General features: G+C 70.3%; 18 protein-coding genes and 1 pseudogene. 10 read left to right on the forward strand and 9 right to left on the reverse strand.

Annotation, left to right across the window (positions count from 1 at the left end; translation table 11 throughout):
* Nucleotides 1-61 precede the first annotated feature (61 nt).
* Complete coding sequence (locus AB0Q96_RS11895; RefSeq protein WP_365324234.1) at nt 62-625, reverse strand: endonuclease domain-containing protein; 564 nt, start codon at nt 623-625, stop codon at nt 62-64.
* Between the two features lie 510 nt (nt 626-1135).
* Between AB0Q96_RS11895 and AB0Q96_RS11900 the strand changes: the two genes are divergently transcribed.
* From AB0Q96_RS11900 to AB0Q96_RS11910, 3 genes are all read left to right on the forward strand, one after another.
* Nucleotides 1136-1489 carry a DUF317 domain-containing protein gene (locus AB0Q96_RS11900; RefSeq protein WP_365324236.1) on the forward strand — a complete coding sequence of 118 codons (354 nt, stop codon included), beginning with the start codon at nt 1136-1138 and terminating at the stop codon, nt 1487-1489.
* 101 nt (nt 1490-1590) lie between these two features.
* Complete coding sequence (locus tag AB0Q96_RS11905) at nt 1591-1881, forward strand: hypothetical protein (protein WP_365324239.1); 291 nt, start codon at nt 1591-1593, stop codon at nt 1879-1881.
* 15 nt (nt 1882-1896) lie between these two features.
* The gene (locus tag AB0Q96_RS11910; RefSeq protein ID WP_365324241.1) at nt 1897-2709 is read left to right on the forward strand and encodes a DUF317 domain-containing protein; all 813 of its coding nucleotides are present in this window, start codon (nt 1897-1899) and stop codon (nt 2707-2709) included.
* Nucleotides 2710-2895: 186 nt separating this feature from the next.
* On the opposite strand, the gene AB0Q96_RS11915 is transcribed toward AB0Q96_RS11910, so the two are convergent.
* Entirely contained in the window at nt 2896-4209 is a 1314-nt protein-coding gene (locus tag AB0Q96_RS11915) for an XRE family transcriptional regulator (RefSeq protein WP_365324243.1), read from the reverse strand.
* 225 nt (nt 4210-4434) lie between these two features.
* Here AB0Q96_RS11915 and AB0Q96_RS11920 point away from each other — a divergent pair, with 225 nt between their 5' ends.
* The 7 genes from AB0Q96_RS11920 to AB0Q96_RS11950 all read left to right on the forward strand — a co-directional run bounded on the left by AB0Q96_RS11920 (nt 4435) and on the right by AB0Q96_RS11950 (nt 11045).
* Nucleotides 4435-5730, forward strand: coding sequence for a radical SAM/SPASM domain-containing protein (locus AB0Q96_RS11920; protein ID WP_365324245.1), 1296 nt, complete (start codon nt 4435-4437; stop codon nt 5728-5730).
* A gap of 11 nt (nt 5731-5741) precedes the next feature.
* The gene (locus tag AB0Q96_RS11925; RefSeq protein WP_365324247.1) at nt 5742-6704 is read left to right on the forward strand and encodes a hypothetical protein; all 963 of its coding nucleotides are present in this window, start codon (nt 5742-5744) and stop codon (nt 6702-6704) included.
* 32 nt (nt 6705-6736) lie between these two features.
* Nucleotides 6737-7501 carry a creatininase family protein gene (locus AB0Q96_RS11930; RefSeq protein ID WP_365324249.1) on the forward strand — a complete coding sequence of 255 codons (765 nt, stop codon included), beginning with the start codon at nt 6737-6739 and terminating at the stop codon, nt 7499-7501.
* A gap of 77 nt (nt 7502-7578) precedes the next feature.
* On the forward strand, nt 7579-8799 hold the full coding sequence (locus AB0Q96_RS11935; protein ID WP_365324251.1) for an arylsulfotransferase family protein: 1221 nt from the start codon (nt 7579-7581) through the stop codon (nt 8797-8799).
* Nucleotides 8796-9761, forward strand: coding sequence for a glycosyltransferase family A protein (locus AB0Q96_RS11940; protein ID WP_365324253.1), 966 nt, complete (start codon nt 8796-8798; stop codon nt 9759-9761). The genes AB0Q96_RS11935 and AB0Q96_RS11940 overlap by 4 nt, the downstream gene beginning before the upstream one ends.
* Nucleotides 9748-10458: a class I SAM-dependent methyltransferase gene (locus AB0Q96_RS11945; RefSeq protein WP_365324255.1), complete on the forward strand. Its 711-nt coding sequence runs from the start codon at nt 9748-9750 to the stop codon at nt 10456-10458. Before AB0Q96_RS11940 ends, AB0Q96_RS11945 begins: the two co-directional genes overlap by 14 nt.
* Before the next feature lie 26 nt (nt 10459-10484).
* Nucleotides 10485-11045, forward strand: a complete 561-nt coding sequence (locus AB0Q96_RS11950) for an ATP-binding protein (RefSeq protein WP_365324257.1) — start codon at nt 10485-10487, stop codon at nt 11043-11045.
* 64 nt (nt 11046-11109) lie between these two features.
* Here the strand turns inward: AB0Q96_RS11950 and AB0Q96_RS11955 are convergent, their stop codons facing one another.
* The 7 genes and pseudogenes from AB0Q96_RS11955 to AB0Q96_RS11985 all read right to left on the reverse strand — a co-directional run.
* On the reverse strand, nt 11110-11796 hold the full coding sequence (locus tag AB0Q96_RS11955; RefSeq protein ID WP_365324259.1) for a hypothetical protein: 687 nt from the start codon (nt 11794-11796) through the stop codon (nt 11110-11112).
* 79 nt (nt 11797-11875) lie between these two features.
* Nucleotides 11876-12319 (reverse strand): hypothetical protein, encoded by a 444-nt coding sequence (locus AB0Q96_RS11960; RefSeq protein WP_365324262.1) that lies wholly within the window; start codon nt 12317-12319, stop codon nt 11876-11878.
* Between the two features lie 166 nt (nt 12320-12485).
* Nucleotides 12486-14228 carry a mobilization protein gene (locus AB0Q96_RS11965; protein ID WP_365324264.1) on the reverse strand — a complete coding sequence of 581 codons (1743 nt, stop codon included), beginning with the start codon at nt 14226-14228 and terminating at the stop codon, nt 12486-12488.
* The gene (locus AB0Q96_RS11970; RefSeq protein WP_365324266.1) at nt 14225-14848 is read right to left on the reverse strand and encodes a hypothetical protein; all 624 of its coding nucleotides are present in this window, start codon (nt 14846-14848) and stop codon (nt 14225-14227) included. The genes AB0Q96_RS11965 and AB0Q96_RS11970 overlap by 4 nt, the downstream gene beginning before the upstream one ends.
* Entirely contained in the window at nt 14845-15081 is a 237-nt protein-coding gene (locus AB0Q96_RS11975; protein ID WP_365324268.1) for a hypothetical protein, read from the reverse strand. The genes AB0Q96_RS11970 and AB0Q96_RS11975 overlap by 4 nt, the downstream gene beginning before the upstream one ends.
* Nucleotides 15082-15168: 87 nt before the next feature.
* A complete protein-coding gene (locus AB0Q96_RS11980; RefSeq protein ID WP_071273764.1) occupies nt 15169-15360 on the reverse strand; it encodes a hypothetical protein in 192 nt (63 codons plus the stop codon).
* Nucleotides 15357-15703: pseudogene (locus AB0Q96_RS11985) on the reverse strand (hypothetical protein); the annotation flags it as partial. The gene AB0Q96_RS11980 and the pseudogene AB0Q96_RS11985, both read right to left, overlap by 4 nt.

Raw genomic sequence — 15703 nt, forward strand, 5'->3', positions numbered from 1 at the left:
ATCCGGCGAGGGATGGTTCCCCACAGCCCCGCGGGGCGGTGGGGCTCCAACGGAGGAGGGCTCACCACCTCACATGCCCGTGCTTGACCACCTGCTCATCGTGCAGGAAGGCCCAAGATGTCGGCAGGTAGGCGTCGTCGCGGCCGCGGATGACACGGGCTTCCGGGCGGCGCGCCGGCGGGTTGGCTAGGTAGGCGTCGATGACTGGGATCGGGAAGCCAGCGCCGCGACGGCGCTTGCGCTCATATGGTGCCAGCTCATTCAGGTTGCACGTGAGGCAAAGGATCCCGCGAACGCAGCACCGGTTGCTGGAACCCTTGATGCCGCAGCAGTGATGGTCGTGATCGATTTGCCAGGGGCGTGGTTCAACGTGAGGGATGCCGCCGTCGCAGGGCTCCTCATTGTTCCCGCAGAGGGCGCACCGGAAATTCTGCGCGCGCCAGATAGCGTTGTACTTAGGGATGGTGATCCCGTACCTCTCGATACAGCGGCGCATCCGGTAGCACCCTTGGCACTCGCGGCCCCGTACCAGGCGGGCCGCCCACGCTCCACAGCCGCAGAACTCACCGTCCCCCTCGAGTTCGATCCGCGTCATGATTCGCTCGATGCTCTCCGGGGAAACCATGCCGGGATCCTAGAGCTCGCCGCTGACATCCCCACCGTCGTCCAAGTCCTGTGTCAGGCACGGCTCTGGCGGCTCGGCCGCCGGCACCGGTGGAAAGCTCAGGCGTGGTTCGAGGGTGCCCGACTGGCGTTCCGTGGCCGATCAGCCATCAGTCATGAGCCAACGGGAGCCCCCGCGGTTCGCTGTAGGATCTCGCGGCACGTGTCCTAGCCCGAGCCTGTGACCTGCTGCTTCTCGCGGTGTCTCACGCCGTGTCCGGCCGTTCAGTCTCACGATCGTGTCCAAATCCTCAGGACTCCCGTTCGATGCAAGCCGCTGACCTGCGACATGACACGGGCGTGAGACTGGACCGGAGAAAATGACACGGCATTTGAGACCCCACATTCGCCGTCGAAGGACAGTTCGCCGGGGGCAGACAGGAAAGATCCTCGAAAGACTGGCCAACGCGGGCAGGGGCATGTCAACGTAGACGACCTTGCAAGAAACCCCAGGTCAGAGAGGTGATTGCCCGTGACCGTGGCTCCCGTAAGCCCTGGATTCTCCACGAACGTAGAGGCCCTGCGACTCCGAGAGTGGCAGCTCGGTCCCGGCCAGCCCACGCTCGTCATGGACCAGTTCTCCGCGGAGGACTTCCACCTCATCGTGGACGACCGCGCAGACGTGCACGTCAGTTCCAAGGACGGCCGGTTCTACCTCGGCTGGTTCCCGCTTGGCCGCGCCGGCACAAACGGCGAGGGGTGGAAGATCGCCGTCACCGGCACGGCCAAGGTGCGCGGCTACCACCTGTCGTTCGATACCGAGACGCCGGCCGAGATCGTGGCCGCCGCCGTGGCGCGCGTGCTGGAGACCTCACGTCGAGTGTGACGTCACGGTCCACCAGCCCCTCCCGCTCCCGAGGCCGACGGCCGCTGTCAGCTGTCAGCCGATTCCAACGCTCGCCGTTTTCTCCACCTTGGAGGCTGTTCGTGACGTCCGCAGAGATGACCGTCGGCGACCTCGCCGACCTGCTGTCCCGCTGCGACCGTGATACCCCGGTCCGCCAGGCCATGAACCCCTTCTTCCCGACGGCCCACCGGCTGGCGCAGGTCGTGCAGTCCGTGGATCAGACCGGCCAGACCGTTGTCTACCTCGCCGAGGGACGTGACGAGAACACCCAACTCGGTCACCTGCCCCCGGAGGTCGCCGTCGCCCTGACCTGGCAGGAACCCGTCCAGGCACCCCCACGCCGCCCCCGCCGTAGTGCCGGCGGCAAGTAGAACCGCATCGAGCCCTTGGAGGCGCCCCTGTACCCCGACTTCCCGCTTGATCCTTCCGTCGTGAACGGCGCTCAGTCTGCGTACTGGGTCGGTCCGCGGCACCTGGCCGGTGACGACGGGCGTCTCTACGACGCCGTCGCCGACACGCTCGCCAACCTTGGTTGGACGAGCCTGACGATCGTCCGCGGGCGACAGGAGCCGGACGGGGACCGAGAGGTCGTACGCAGCACCGTCCTGCACATCAGCCCTGACACCCTCCGGTGGGCCCAGTGGGTCCTGGCGGACGAGCCGTTCCATCTTGGCGAGCTGCCGATCGCCTGGCAGGTCTCGGCTCGTGCGGACACGAACAGCCCGCTCGCGACATGGTCCGCGTACTTCACCCCCGATGTCCCGGGCGAGGTCCTCGTCGACTTCCTCCTCGCGCTCGATACCAGCGATCAGCCCGCCGTCCCCCTCGCCGGGCCCGAGCTGGTCATGGACGCCGCCACGGCGCACGGCTGGCTCCGCCACATCGATCAGCCCGACGCATGGGCGATGGACCCGACCTTCACCTCGCACCTCAGCCTGGGCGAGATACCTCCTCTCATCCAGGACAGCGACCCGCGCGCCCTGACGGCCGAGGCCGACGAGGCCGGCCCGGCTGGATGGCAGGCATGGGCCGAGCCCGCGTTCGGGGCACGGTATCTGTGGGCTGCGTCTTTCGGCGCAAGCGTGCCGCACGACCTCGTCGCCGCGTTCGCGACCTCTCTCAGCTCCACCGTGCCGGTCCTGCGTCGGGTCCTGCCCGAGAGCACTCAGGATCGCCTCCTGCGTGCCCCGGCCTGCTAAGTGGTGAAGCTGGCCCGGTCCGCCGGCTGATGTGCGAGAAGCTCGGTCACCCCGATTTGGGGTGGCCGAGCTTCTCGCGTTCTGGGCTCGTTGCCCTGGACCGCCAGGGCGTGGATGGCGGGCGCGCGTCTGCGACGTCATGCGCAGCATTCCACCCACCGTCACGTCCTGGCATGAGCGAGTCGGTTATGCAGATACCAGCATCAGCAGGTCGTTGACGCCTTCAGCGGTGCGAACGCGTTCGAATTCGGGGACGAGGTCCTGCACGAGCTTCTCGCAGCGTGGTGCCCCGATCCGGCGGGCGAGCCGGAGGGCCTCGTCCGCGGTTCGGGCTGCGAGTTCGGGCTCCTTCGACTTGAGGTGGCTCGCGGCCTGGTATGCGAGGAAGACCCCTCTCGTCTTGTCGCGGGCGGCGGGCAACAGGTCTCGTCCCTCGGCGATGAGCTGGTGGGCGCGGGCGGTGTCGCCGAGGTCGAGGAGGCACTGGCCGGAGTCGACGGCGAGATCGGCGGCGGACATCCATGAGCACCATGTGGGCAGTGGCCTGGAAGTCGATGCCCCCAATAGGTTTTCTGCCGCGTTCAGAGCCCGCAGGGTTTCTCGCTTCTCGCCCTGGGCGGCAAGGGTGCGGGCGAGGCGGAGGTGAAGCAGAGACTGGGCGGCGGGGTGTTCGGTTCGGGTGAGCGCGTGGGTGAGGATGCCTGCGGCGGTGGTGTGGTCCTTGCGCCAGGCGGCCTGGTAGGCGAGGTCGCCGAGCATGGCGGCGCCCATGTCGTGGTCGCCCGTGGCGTGGGTGCTGTGGAGGGCTGCGACCCAGTGCTTCGTCGCTTGAGTGTGCTGGCCGTGGTCGAAGCGGTGCCAGGCGACGGTCTGGGCGAGGGAGGCGGCGAGAGCATGGAGGCGGCAGCCGGTCGGCTTGTCGTAGCGGGCATGTTCGATGAGGTCCGTGACCGTGGCGAGGTGTGCGTCCAGGAGGGTGGCCAGGTGCTGGCGCTGCTCGGTGGCCACCGAGCTTAGGCGTTTGGTGCTCTGTTCGAGCATGGTGACGAGTTCGCCTCCGACGCTCTTGCCGTCGATGACCGAAGGGCCGAGGGCGACGGGGCCGGCGATGGCCCATGTGGCGGCCAGGCCCGTGAGGGCCGTGCCTGAGACGGTCAGGAATGCGCGGCGGTCCATATTGCTGTTGAGGGCCTCTCGCAGAGCGGGCACGGTGCTTGAAGGGCCGAGAGGGACCACGTCCGCCTCGGTTGGGTGGAGCCACCTCGGCCAGTCGGCCGGGTCGACCTCGGCGGCCGGCACGCCGAAGATTGCGGCGATGTCGTACTGGGTGTCGGAGTCCGGGGTAACGCCCAGGACCTCCCACTTGCGCACGCGCTGCTTGTCGGTGCCAGAGCGCAGCCCGCGGAGGGCGGCGCGTGCGCGGATCTCGCGCGCTAGATCGGGACCGGTGAGCCCTCGCTGGGATCGGGCGTACGCGAGCGGGTGAGTGAACTCGTCCACAGCGCTATACAAGCACCGTCCGCGGTGCACTGCCCTCGGTTCGGCGATCCGGGACTACTGCGGGACTACCGTCAACGTGTGGCACTCGGAGCCCAGTTGTTGGAGTCTCGAACCTCTGGACGCCCAGCGCTGAAGCAGGCGGTGTTCTGTCGCCGTGGTCCCGCTGCCGGACAGCCGTGCGCGTCCCGATCGGGCTTCCCTCGCCTTCCCTCGAAGGAGACCTTCGTGTCGCTTCCTGACGCTCCACCGCGCCCGCCCGGGCCCGCTGCCTCGTACTCGACATCGCTAGCCAACGCACCGACCGCCTGTGGGATTCCGCGCGAGTTGTCCGGGGCGAATTCGTGGCTCCAGACCTCTCCCTACCTTTCGACGCTCGAGCCGGGCGAGGAGTCGCCGCTCGTCTATCTGTCGGACTCGGCCGGCCCCGCTTACCCGGTCGGGGACGTGCCTCCCGCGGACGCTGTGTTCGGGGTGGTGGGCCTGGATCGTGCGATCGTGTGGCAGTCCGACGTGCAGATGCGCGGTCTGCTTCGGGAGGCGTCCTCCAGGCCGCAGACGGCATCCGCCCTTCGGAGGCGGTTCGGGGCCGATCGGGTCGCGGCGGCTGAGGCGCGGGGCTGGCTGCAGAGGCCGGAGGACCTGTGCCGCGATTACCGGCTGTGGTCCGGCGAGATCGAGGTGACGGCGCACTGCAACTGGGGCTGCGAGTTCTGCCCGGTGGCGACGGACCCGAAGCCGCCGCAGACCATGCCGATGGCCCTGTTCGAGGAGATCGTCGCGAAGCTCGCCGCTGAGCGGGTCGACTACGTGACGTTCCAGTTCTTCAACGAGCCGACCCTGGACAGGCACTTCATCGATCGCCTGGGCGTTCTCGCCGAGCACGGGCTGCAGCTGGCGCTGTACTCCAACGCCTCCGCGCTCACACCGGGCAAGATCGACGAGCTGGTCCGCCTCGGTGTTCTGCGGCACCTGATCGTGAATGTGCCGAGCGTCGACGAGGCGGAGTTCGGCGAGCTGACCGGGTCGCGCAGCTACGGCCACACGATGCGCAACACCGAGGCCGCCATCATCGCCGGCCTGCCCGTCCAGATCGTCGTCAACGGCGTCGGCGGCCGGCTGGCGAAGAACCTGACCGGGGTCCAGGACCGCTTCGGCGCGCTGGGAGCCGAGGTGTACCCGAGCCTGACGTGTGACCGCGCCGGCGACGTCGGCGGCGAGTACGCCCAGGACCTCTACGCCGCCGGGCGGCTGACCGGGTGCGGATGGCCGGTGCAGCACCTCAACGTGAGCGTCACGGGTCACCTCTTCCTGTGCTGCAACGACTACTACCAGCGTGAGGTCTTCGGCCACATCGGCGACGGAACCATCGCCGAGCTCATGACCAGCGAGCCGGCCACCGCCCTGCGCCGGAAGGTGTTCGGCATCGACGCCTCCCCGGCGGACTTCCTGTGCCGGCGCTGCCACAACCAGCAGCCCGACTTCCCCGGCCGCGACTTCCGGCCGATCGCCACCTTCGGCTAGGAGAAGGAACGATGCAGCAACCCGTGCGCATCTGGTACGTCGCCAGTCAGCGCCTGTGCAACCTCGACTGCACCTACTGCGTGTCCGTGGGCGACTGGGCAAAGAGCAACCGGTACGACTGGGCCGACCCCGCCGACCGTGCGACGTACGAGCGGGTCGTCGAGTGGATCGGGACGCGCCCGTTCTCGGTGAAGGTCCGCCTCGGGTCCCTGGGCGAGCCGTTCGCCTCGCCGTTCTTCCTGGACAAGGCGGCGTGGCTGACGCGGCAGCCCGGCGTCGAGCACGTGGAGCTGCTGTCCAACGCGATACTGCTGCCGCGCCGCCTGCCGAAGCTGCAGACGACGGCGAACCTCGGCCGGCTATCACTGTGGCTGACCTGGCACGACGGGCAGGTGGAGCTGGAGCGGTTCATCGCCGCGGCCTCGTTCGCGCAGGAGACCTACGGCTGCTTCGTCGTCGTCAACGCCTTGCTGTTCCAGGACAACGCCGAGGCCGTCGCCCGGGCCCGGGACGCGGCCGTGCAGGCGGGGCTGCGGTTCAACGTGGACCTCGGCTACGACCCCGCCGCCACCGGCGAGGTCGCCCAGACCGGTGACGCCTCGGCCGCGGTGCCGGCGCTGCGGGCGTCGGACGCGCTCGCGATCCTCGCCCAGTGCGGAGGCAGCCGAGCGCTGGCCGAGACGGCGCTGAAGGGCCTGTCCTCCTGTCAGGGCATGCTCTGCCGCGCTGGCCACGACTCGGTGTTCATCGACATCCACGGCCAGGTCTTCCGCTGCTCCAACTACTCCGCCCAGGACCTCGCCCCCCTCGGCAGCGTCCTGGACCCCGCCTTCGAACTCCCGCTCCGCGATGAAACGTGGGCGCCGTGCGGCGCGGCCGGCGGCTGCGGCAACAAGGAGGACTTCCTCAACCTCCAGATCGCCGACCCGCTGCGCCCCACCGAGGTCCCCAGCCTCGGCTGGCCCGACGCCTGACCCACCTACCGGCAAGAAAGGACGCCTCTTCGATGCTGCTCGGCGAGATCACCTCTCCCGACCTGCCCCGCCATGCGGCGGGCCGCCATGTGATCGTGCCCGTCGGCGCGCTCGAACCGCACGGCCCCCATCTGCCGCTGGCCTCCGACACGATGATCAGCGAGCACTTCGCCCACCTCCTTGCCGACGACGTCAACGGCGTGGTCGCGCCGTCGATCAACTACGGCGTGCCGACCACCCCGAGCAGGCTCGGCGGGACCTTCCCCGGCGTGATCGCCATCAGCGGCATCACCTTCACGGCCCTCGTCACCGAAATCCTCGACTCGCTCGTCGACGCCGGCTTCCGGCGCCTGATCATGGTCAACTCGGCCATCGACAACCGGCCCTTCCTCCAGGAGGCCGCCCGGCTGGTCACCCGCAGGTCCCCCGACGCACGGATCATGATCGTGCACTGGTGGGACGTGGTGGGCGAGGACTTCCGCAACGCGCTCGCCGAGGAGACGGGCGTCGCCCGGCACAACGACCACCACGCCGGCACCGTCGAGTCCAGCCTCGTCTTCCACATCAGCCCGCAGGCCGCGCGGCCCGAACTTCTGGCCGCCGACGGCAGCGAAGAGCAGCCCCGCCGCATCGCGTACGACGTCTACCCGCAGCCGGCCGACACCACGACCAGCAGCGGCATCGTCTACACCGCCGCCTGCGCCAGCTCCGAGCTCGGCAAGCGTGTGGCCGACCGGGTCGCCCGTGAGCTCGCCGTCGCCGTCCGCCGTGAGTTCGCCACCCTGCGCCCCCAGTGAGTCGCCCCGTGCACGCCACGGGTCTCCGCCCAGGCCCCATGCCGGCGTGCGCGGCCACAGACAGGAGATCTCCGATCATGCCCATGCCCTCCACCTCGCGGCCCACGAAGAGCGGCGAGATGTTCCTGTTCTCCCCGTCCTCCTCCTATCCCCGGCCGTTCGCTTGCGTGGTCGACACCGAGGCCCGTCTCGTCCACGCCTGGAGCAGCCCCATAGGGCAGGCCGACCCCGAGACGAACCCGCCGACGTGGCTCCGCGGCTGGAACCACGTCGAACTCGGCCCGGATGGTCACCTGTACGCCATGGTGCCGCTGCACTGCCTGATCAAGCTGGCCCCCGACTCCACGCTCGTCTGGCAGGCCCACCTGCCGGTCCACCACGACCTGGACTTCGCACGCTCCGGCGAGATCTACGTTCTCACCGAGGAGCCCCGCGCCGTCACCAGCCGCGGGCAGGGACACGTCCTGCTCGACAACACCGTCACCGTCCTCGGACCCGACGGACAAGTCCGCGCGGCCCACTCCCTCTACGACCTCCTGTCCACCGTGCCGCTCCTCCTGGCGCTGGTCGACGACGTCATCGAGCAGCACCGGGCCGCCGGGCATACGGCCGTTCCCGGGGCGCTCGCGCCTCGGCTGACCAGGGGCGAGGTGTGGGCACGCGGGCGGGACGTCTCCCTCTTCCTGCGTACGCGCCCGGGTTCCCCGAGCGACGTGCTCCACACCAACACCGTCGAGGTCCTCGACGCCCACCCGCACGGGCTGTGGGCCGCCGGCGACGTCCTGGTCTCCTTCCGCAACCTCGACCTGATCGCCGTCCTCGACCTGCGCCATCACGAGGTGCGCTGGTGGTGGGGCCCGGGCGAGCTCTCCGGACAGCACCAGCCCTCCGCGCTGCCCGGCGGCAACGTGCTCGTCTTCGACAACGGCCGCGCCCACGGCCGCTCCCGCGTCGTGGAGATCGACCCGGTGACGAGTCAGATCGTGTGGGAGCACGGCCCCGATGGACTGTTCTGCGAGATGGCCGGCGGGTGCGAGCAGCTGAGCGACGGCACCGTCCTCGTCAGCGACGCCCAGGCCGGACGCGGCCTGAAGGTCACCCGCGACGGCCGAATCGACTGGGCCATGGAGGTCACCACCTCCGCCACCGCCCGGCGCTCGCGCGCCGAGTTCTACCGCATGGCCGCCATCCCCACCGCGGCGGTTGCCCTGCTCGGCAGCGGTGACCGCCCGGCCCGGGCGCTCGCCTCCAGCCGGGTCACCTGCCGCCTCACCGCGACGACGAGGAGCACCACGTGATCAGCGTGATCATCCCGACCAAGGACCGGCCCGGCCCCCTGCACCGGGCCCTGCGTTCCCTGGCCCGGCAGACGTACGGCGCCTTCGAAGTGATCGTCGTACGCGACGGCGGCTCACCGGTCGACCACGTCCTCGACAGCTGGACCGGAACCCTGCCCATTACGCTCATCGACCAGGACACCACCGAAGGCGTGTCCCGGGCCCGCAACCGCGCCCTAGACCTGGCCGAAGGCGAGTACGTCGCGTTCCTCGACGATGACGACATCTTCCTGCCCGGCCACCTGCGCGCCGCTGCGGACGCCCTGGCAGCCGGAGACGTCAGCGCCGTGTACGGGCGGGCGCTCGTCAGCCCCACCTGGCTCGAAGCCCTGCCCCAGCTCCACGACCGGCTGCCGCGCAAGGACTACGCCTTCGACGCGGGGTTCCTCAGCATCGCCAACTTCATCCACACCGGCTCCGTGGTGCTGCGAAACCCCGCCGCCACTCCCGTACGGTTCGACGAGACCATGAACCACTGCGAGGACTGGAACTTCTGGCTCGATCTCCACCGCACGGCCGCCTACCGCTTCCAGCTCCTCGGCCACGTCACCTGCGTCTACCACCAGGTGCCCCGCCCCGGAGCCGTCACCCTCGCCTACGAAGCGAGCCCGACCCCGTTCACCGCGGCCCGCGCTCTCATCTACGAACGGTGGCCCGCAACCACACCGCTGGACGAGACGTACCGCGAGTGGTTCCGCGCCTTCGACAGCCGTCTCGACGCCTGCATCGCCGACGGTCTGCCCACGCAGCCCCACGTCTACGAGCACGCCGTCCGCGGCCTGCACCCGGGCTATACCGCCGGCAGAACCCCCAGCCGCCGGCTCCTCGACACCCTGTTCCCTGCCGTCTCCCTCGGCCGCACCGGCACCTCTCGCCCCATGGCTTCTGCCGCACGGCCGGGAGGTATCCGTGCCCTCGTCTGACGGTGCCGCGTACGACGGGTTCGCAGACACCTTCGCCCGCGAGGCCAGCACGAGCGCGTACAACGCCCACTACGACCGCCCCACCGTCCTCGGACTGCTGGGCGACCTCGACGGCCGACACGTCCTGGACGCCGGCTGCGGCCCCGGCCTCTACCTCGACGCCCTCCTGGCCGGAGGCGCGACCGTCGTGGGCTGCGACCAGAGCGCCGACATGGTCCGTGCCGCCCGCGACCGTGTCGGCGACCGCGTCCCCGTACGCCAGCACGATCTCGACGCGCCCTTCGACTGGGCCGATGACAACACCTTCGACATCGTCCTGGTGGCCCTGGTCATCCACTACGTGCACGACCGCGTCGCCACCCTGGCCGAGCTCCGCCGCCTTCTCCGTCCCGGCGGACGGATCATCGTTTCGACGAGCCACCCCACCGCCGACTGGATCGCCGCCGGCGGCAGCTACTTCGAAGCAGGTCACGTGGAAGAGACCTGGTCGGGTGGCATGACGCACCGCTACTGGCGACAGCCCCTCCAGGCATGGCTCGACGACTTCGCCGCCGCCGGCCTCGCCCTCGAACGGCTCGTCGAGCACCAGCCGGCGCTCTCGATGGCCCACGAGCACCCGACGACGTACGGCAAACTGGCCCGCGAGCCCGGCTTCATCGCCTATCGGCTCGCCGCGTCACTCCCCGCCAGCGCTTAGCCCATCACCTTCGCGAAGGATCTGCCGTGCTTAACCGACCCACGCTCCTGGTCATCAGCGGTCCGCCCGGCACGGGTAAGAGCACGCTCGCCCGCGTCCTCGCAGAGCACCTCGGCTGCCCGGCGGTCATCCGCGATGAGATCAAGCAGGGCATGGTCCTCAACGCCGTCCCGTCACCGGACGGAACCGATAACCTCAACTTCCCGGCTCGCGACGCGTTCTTCGACACGATCACGGTGCTCCTGAAGGCCGGCGTGACCGTCGTCGCGGAGTCCGCTTTTCAGGACCGCCTGTGGCGTCCCGGCCTGGAACCCCTTACCGAGATCGCCTCGATCCGTGTCATCCGCTGCACGACACCCACAGGAACGATCGTCCAGCGCATCACCCAGCGCGCCGAGGACGACGCGCACCGCGCGGCCCACGCCGATCACAGCCTCCTGGCAGAGATCGCCGCAGGTACGTACGTCCCCGTCGGCTTCGTCGACATCTCCCTCGACCTGCCCACGCTCCTCGTCGACACCTCCGACGGCTACGCCCCCGGTATCAAAGAGATCATCGCCTTCGCCCAGCCCGCCAAGGGGCAATAGAGCACGAGAAGGTTGACGCCCCCGACCGAATGGTCGGGGGCGTCAACCTCGTTTGTCGCGGTCGTCAGCGGGCTGCTGTCGTCGCCTTCGCGAGAGCCTTGTCGAGGTGCAGGTCGACGAGGGCCGGCGAGCCGGAGACGATCAGCAGCAGACTGCCGTTGCGGATCGCGGTCTGCTTCACCACGGTGTTCCGTCCTCCGGCCGAGAAGGTCAGGAGCTGGCTCCACTGCTCGTCACCGCGGTCGTCGGGTGCGGTCAGCTTCTGCGAGGTGATGTCGATCGGTGTACCGCCCGCGACGACCTGATAGTCCGGGCAGCCGGTCATCGCGTCGAAGATCTGGCCGATGCCGTCGGACAGCTTGTTCGCGCTGTCGCTGTACAGCTCCTCGGAGAGCTCGGAGACGCTGTCGGCGTAGGCGAAGGTGGCCTTCGCCTTGCGCGGGAAGGTGAGGGTGCCGCCGGTCGCCGCGTCGCCGCCCAGCTTGCCCAGGGCCGGGCAGCCGACGACGGTGATGTCGTCGTGCCGGGCGGGGCGCTCTGGCTTGCGCAGGTAGCCGCTGCCGAGATCGCTCTCGTCGAGCAGGCGCGTCTCGAGCGCGGCCGACGAGAGCAGGGCCACCTTCTGGGTGGCGTCGGTCGGCCTGCCGGTACGGGCCGAGGGGGCGGTGTCGGGCTTGGTGCCGGTGGAGCAGGCGGGCACGGCGAGGAGGGCGGCGGTGCCGAGGGCGGTGGTGGCGACGCGAACGCGCATGACGGAGCTGACCCCTTGGTGCTTGGAAACGGGTGGTCAGTGCGGGCCCGCGGGCCCGGTGGGGTTGGAGGAGTGGGGGTCAGTGGCCGAGGTGGCGCAGGCAGTCCTCGAACGTGGCGTGCGTCGCGTCCGCCGGCCCGGCGCTCCGGTTGTACCAGGCGGTGTCGAGGCGGGCCTCCTGCTGCTGGTGGCCGGCCCGGCAGCGCAACCAGATCTGATCGTGCGTGGAGAGGACGAGCCAGTCCCGGTACGCGCCGCACTCGGCGCAGGCCACCATCTCGCCGTCGAGGACGAGCGGCTGCTTCCAGGGCATCATGCGGCCGTCGAGCTGGTCGTGGCTGGGCACCCGCAGTTCCGGCGGAAGGAAGTCGTCCACCGCGACGGCCGGCGCGCTGCGCTCCGGCTCGGCCGGCGGCTCCCCGATGCCCGGCGGGACCTGGTCCTGCAGCCGCGCCGACATCTCGAAGAACCGGCGCTGCGCCTCGCTGGGCTCCGCCGCCCGGCGGCGTATCCGGTGAAACATCCTGACGTCCTCCTCTGCCTCGTCCTGCTCGCGTCATGATCGTGCCCCACACCTCCGGGAGCTTCAATTCACAAAGTCCACAGTGACCTTCGAGGAGGCCAGGACGGTGGTGGTGTCCCTTTTCCTGGCGGTGCGGCGATCCCGTACGGGCCCTTCGCCGGCGGGCCTACCGGGTCCTTCCGGTGGCGTCCTCCCCGCTGCGGCGTCGGCCAGGTGCAGAGGGGCGGGCTGCCGTCCCGCGCGCCCTGGACGGGCTGCCTGTTGTGTCGTACGAGGGCAGCTCCGAGGCGTCGGCGGGCAGGTCGGCCATCCTCCGCATTCGCCACACCAGCACGTCGCTGACCGACTCCGCGGTGTCGAGTTCGCGGCGCTCGACCGCGCCGGACAGGAGGGCGGCCGGGTCGTGGCCGGCGGCTTCGGCGTCCGCGATGGTGGTCGCCAGGGCGTACCAGCCGGGCTCGGCGAGGATCTGCTCGGCCAGAGCGGGCAGCGCCTCGCGCAGCACCGCCGTCTGGCGCTGGAGCAGGGGCCGGTTCAGGCGCCGGCCGCGCTGGTAGAGCACGCCGAGGGGGCCGGCGGCGGCCTCCTGGTAGGCGGAGCGCAGGTACTCGGCGGCCCGCGCGGCGGCGGCGGCCTGCTGCGCGTGACCCTTCTTCGCGTGCCAGTGCGCGACGGCGGTGATCAGGAAGAACAGCATGTCGATCGCCATCGCAGTGCTCGCGCCGTCCTCACCGCGGCCGAGGGCCGGGCCGCCGTGGACGAGGTCGCGGGCGGCCTGGCGCAGGGCGCGGTCGTGTCCGCGTACGGCGCGGACGTGGGAGCGAGAGGCCCGTTCGAAGGCCGTTGCGGCGTTGCGAAGTTCGCGGCGGGTGTGGGCGGCGGACGTCTTCGCGAGGGCGTCGAGGATCTCACCGGCCGCGGCGATGTGCGCGGCGGCGACCGCGTCGTCGCCGTGCTCGATGACGAGCACGGCCTGCCAGGCTGCCGATGCTGTCCTGCGGCGGGCAGCGGCTGGAGTGCTCGGTCCCGTACGGACGGCATCCTCCTGCCGGGGAGCCAGGCCGTTCTGGGTGTCGGCGGACCAGCGCTCCCGGATGCGGGGTAGTGAGAGGTCGGGGGCGAGGCGCGCGCCGGGGTAGAACACCGGCTCGCCGTCCTTGTTCCGGTCGTCGGGCAGAGCGACCTTGTATCCGAGGAGGTCCCCGGAGGGTGCGGTGCGCTTGCGGATCAGGAGGCCGGCGCCGGCGAGCCGGTCGAAGAACTCCTCCTCGCTCCTCACGCCGGCCACCGCACGGCGTACGGTCTCGCGCAGTTCTTCGCGGGCGGTGCGCTCGCGGCCCTGTCGCTCGGCCTTGTGTCGCTCGGCGCTGGTGGGCCGCTGAGCGGCCGTGCCGTCGCCGGGCGCGACCTCGTGGAGCCCGAGTTCCTTCTCGATGAGCCGGGCTTCGGCCTGGGCGCGGGCGCCCGAACGGAAGTCGTCAGGGCGTCGGCCGTCCTCGCGGACGAGCGTGGCGACGATGTGGATGTGGTCGTCCGCGTGCCGTACGGCGGCCCAGCGGCAGCCGGGCTGTCCGTCGCCGGGGTCGATGCCGGTGGCGGCGACGATCCGGCGGGCGATGCCGGCCCATTCCTCGTCCGACAACGTCCGGTCGCCGGGGGCGGTGCGGACGGAGGTGTGCCACACGTGCTTGGCCGGACGGGCGTGCTTGGGAAGGGCCATCACCGGCTGGTCCAGGAGCTGCTGGAGGTCCTTGAGGGTGGCGTTCGGGTCGCGGCCGGGGTCGGGGGACATGTCGTCGAAGGAGGCGACGAGGTGCGGGTCGGTGTGTTCCTCGTGCTTGCCGGGGCCGTAGAGGTAGGCGAGCAGGCCGATGGTCCGGTCGCCGGGGTCGTTGACGCTCGGGATCATGATGCCTGCTGCTGTTCGAGGACGGCGGTCGCGGCGGCGTGCACCGCATTGGCGGCCCGCCGTACGGCCGCGAGGCTCGCCTCCAGCTGAGGGAAGGTGGCACCGGCACCGGCGTTGAGGGCCTTCGTCATCTGGTTGAGGTTGCTGCCGGCCCAGCCGAGCTTGCGCCGGCTGTCGAACAGCGCGGTCAAGACATCGCGTTCGGTGGCGATCTCGGCGTTCGTTCGGTCGAGATCCCGGGCCGCGGCGAGCGCGGCACGGGCGAGGAAGCCGCCGACGGTCAGGTTGCACTGGGCGGCGGCGGAAACGATCAGAGCGTACTCGGCATCGTTGAAGCGGGTCGTACGCAGGTGGCGGCGCTTTTTCTCGGGCGGCTGACGCGGACGCTGACGAGCAGGACGCTCACGAGGTCGACGATTCGGCTTGCGTTCCTCCTCCGGCTTCGATCCGCCCTCGGTCGAAGCCCCCCGGACCTGCGCCCCCCGGTGCAGGTCCTCTCCCGCCCCTTCAGGGGCGGGCTCGGCGGAAGTACTACTTCCGCCCCAACTTGCTCGCCCCGAGACCGAGTTGTGGTCGGGAGCAGGTTCCGGGGTGGTGCCGTTCTGGGTCGGGTACGTCATCGGGATTCGGGCCTCGTGGAACGGATGCGGAGCTGGATGGAGGCGGCCAGCGCGACGACGTCGGCCGGTCCCGCCAGGACGCGGACCGGGCCGCCGGGACGGCCCTGGACGAGCCACTGGCCGGTGGGCGCGAGGACTGCGGCGTGTACGAGCCGTCGGCGGACCAAGACGTCCGCCCAGGCACCGGCCTCGATGACCGTGGGCTCGGATGACCGAGGAGAAGGCGGAATCACGGCATACCTCCTTAAGCGGGGCGGTGGCCCGGCGCGAGGCCGGGCCACCCATGACGGACAGGGGCGCTGAGCTGGGGCTTTGCAGGCTCAACCGCACTCGGGGCAGCGCCCGACATGGCCGCTGAGGGCCCGGGCCATCCGCTGCTTCGCCGACGCGGCCTGCTTCGCGCTGGACTTTGCCGCCGGACTGCCCTCGTACCGCTTGGAGTGGGCGAGCATGAAGCCGATCTCCCGCTCGTACTGCGTACGGATGGTGGTGAAGTAGTGGCAGGTCCTCATCGGGCGTTGCTCCTTGTCGTCGTGGTGTCGATGCTCCGCAGCTCCTGCAGGACGAGGCTCAGCCGGTCGTTCCGGCCACCCTTCAGTCCCTCGCGGCGGAGGATCTCCCGAAGCTGGACTCGGGTGATGGCCGGGTTGCCGTCTCGTTCGAGCAGGGCGGGGACGTGAGGGAGGACCTGCTGGACGAGCTGGTCCACCGACTGCTCCGACTCGCGCGCCGGGCGCTGCGCTTGCGGGGTGCGGGGGCGACTGCCGCGCTGTCCCTTGCCCTTGGCCCTGGTCTTCGAGCTCGTCTTCCGCCGGAGGGGGACCTTGTGTCCCCGGTCCCCGGTGGGCTCGGTCC

It is taken from the genome of Streptomyces sp. NPDC093111 (genome assembly GCF_040683955.1).
GTDB lineage: Bacteria > Actinomycetota > Actinomycetes > Streptomycetales > Streptomycetaceae > Streptomyces.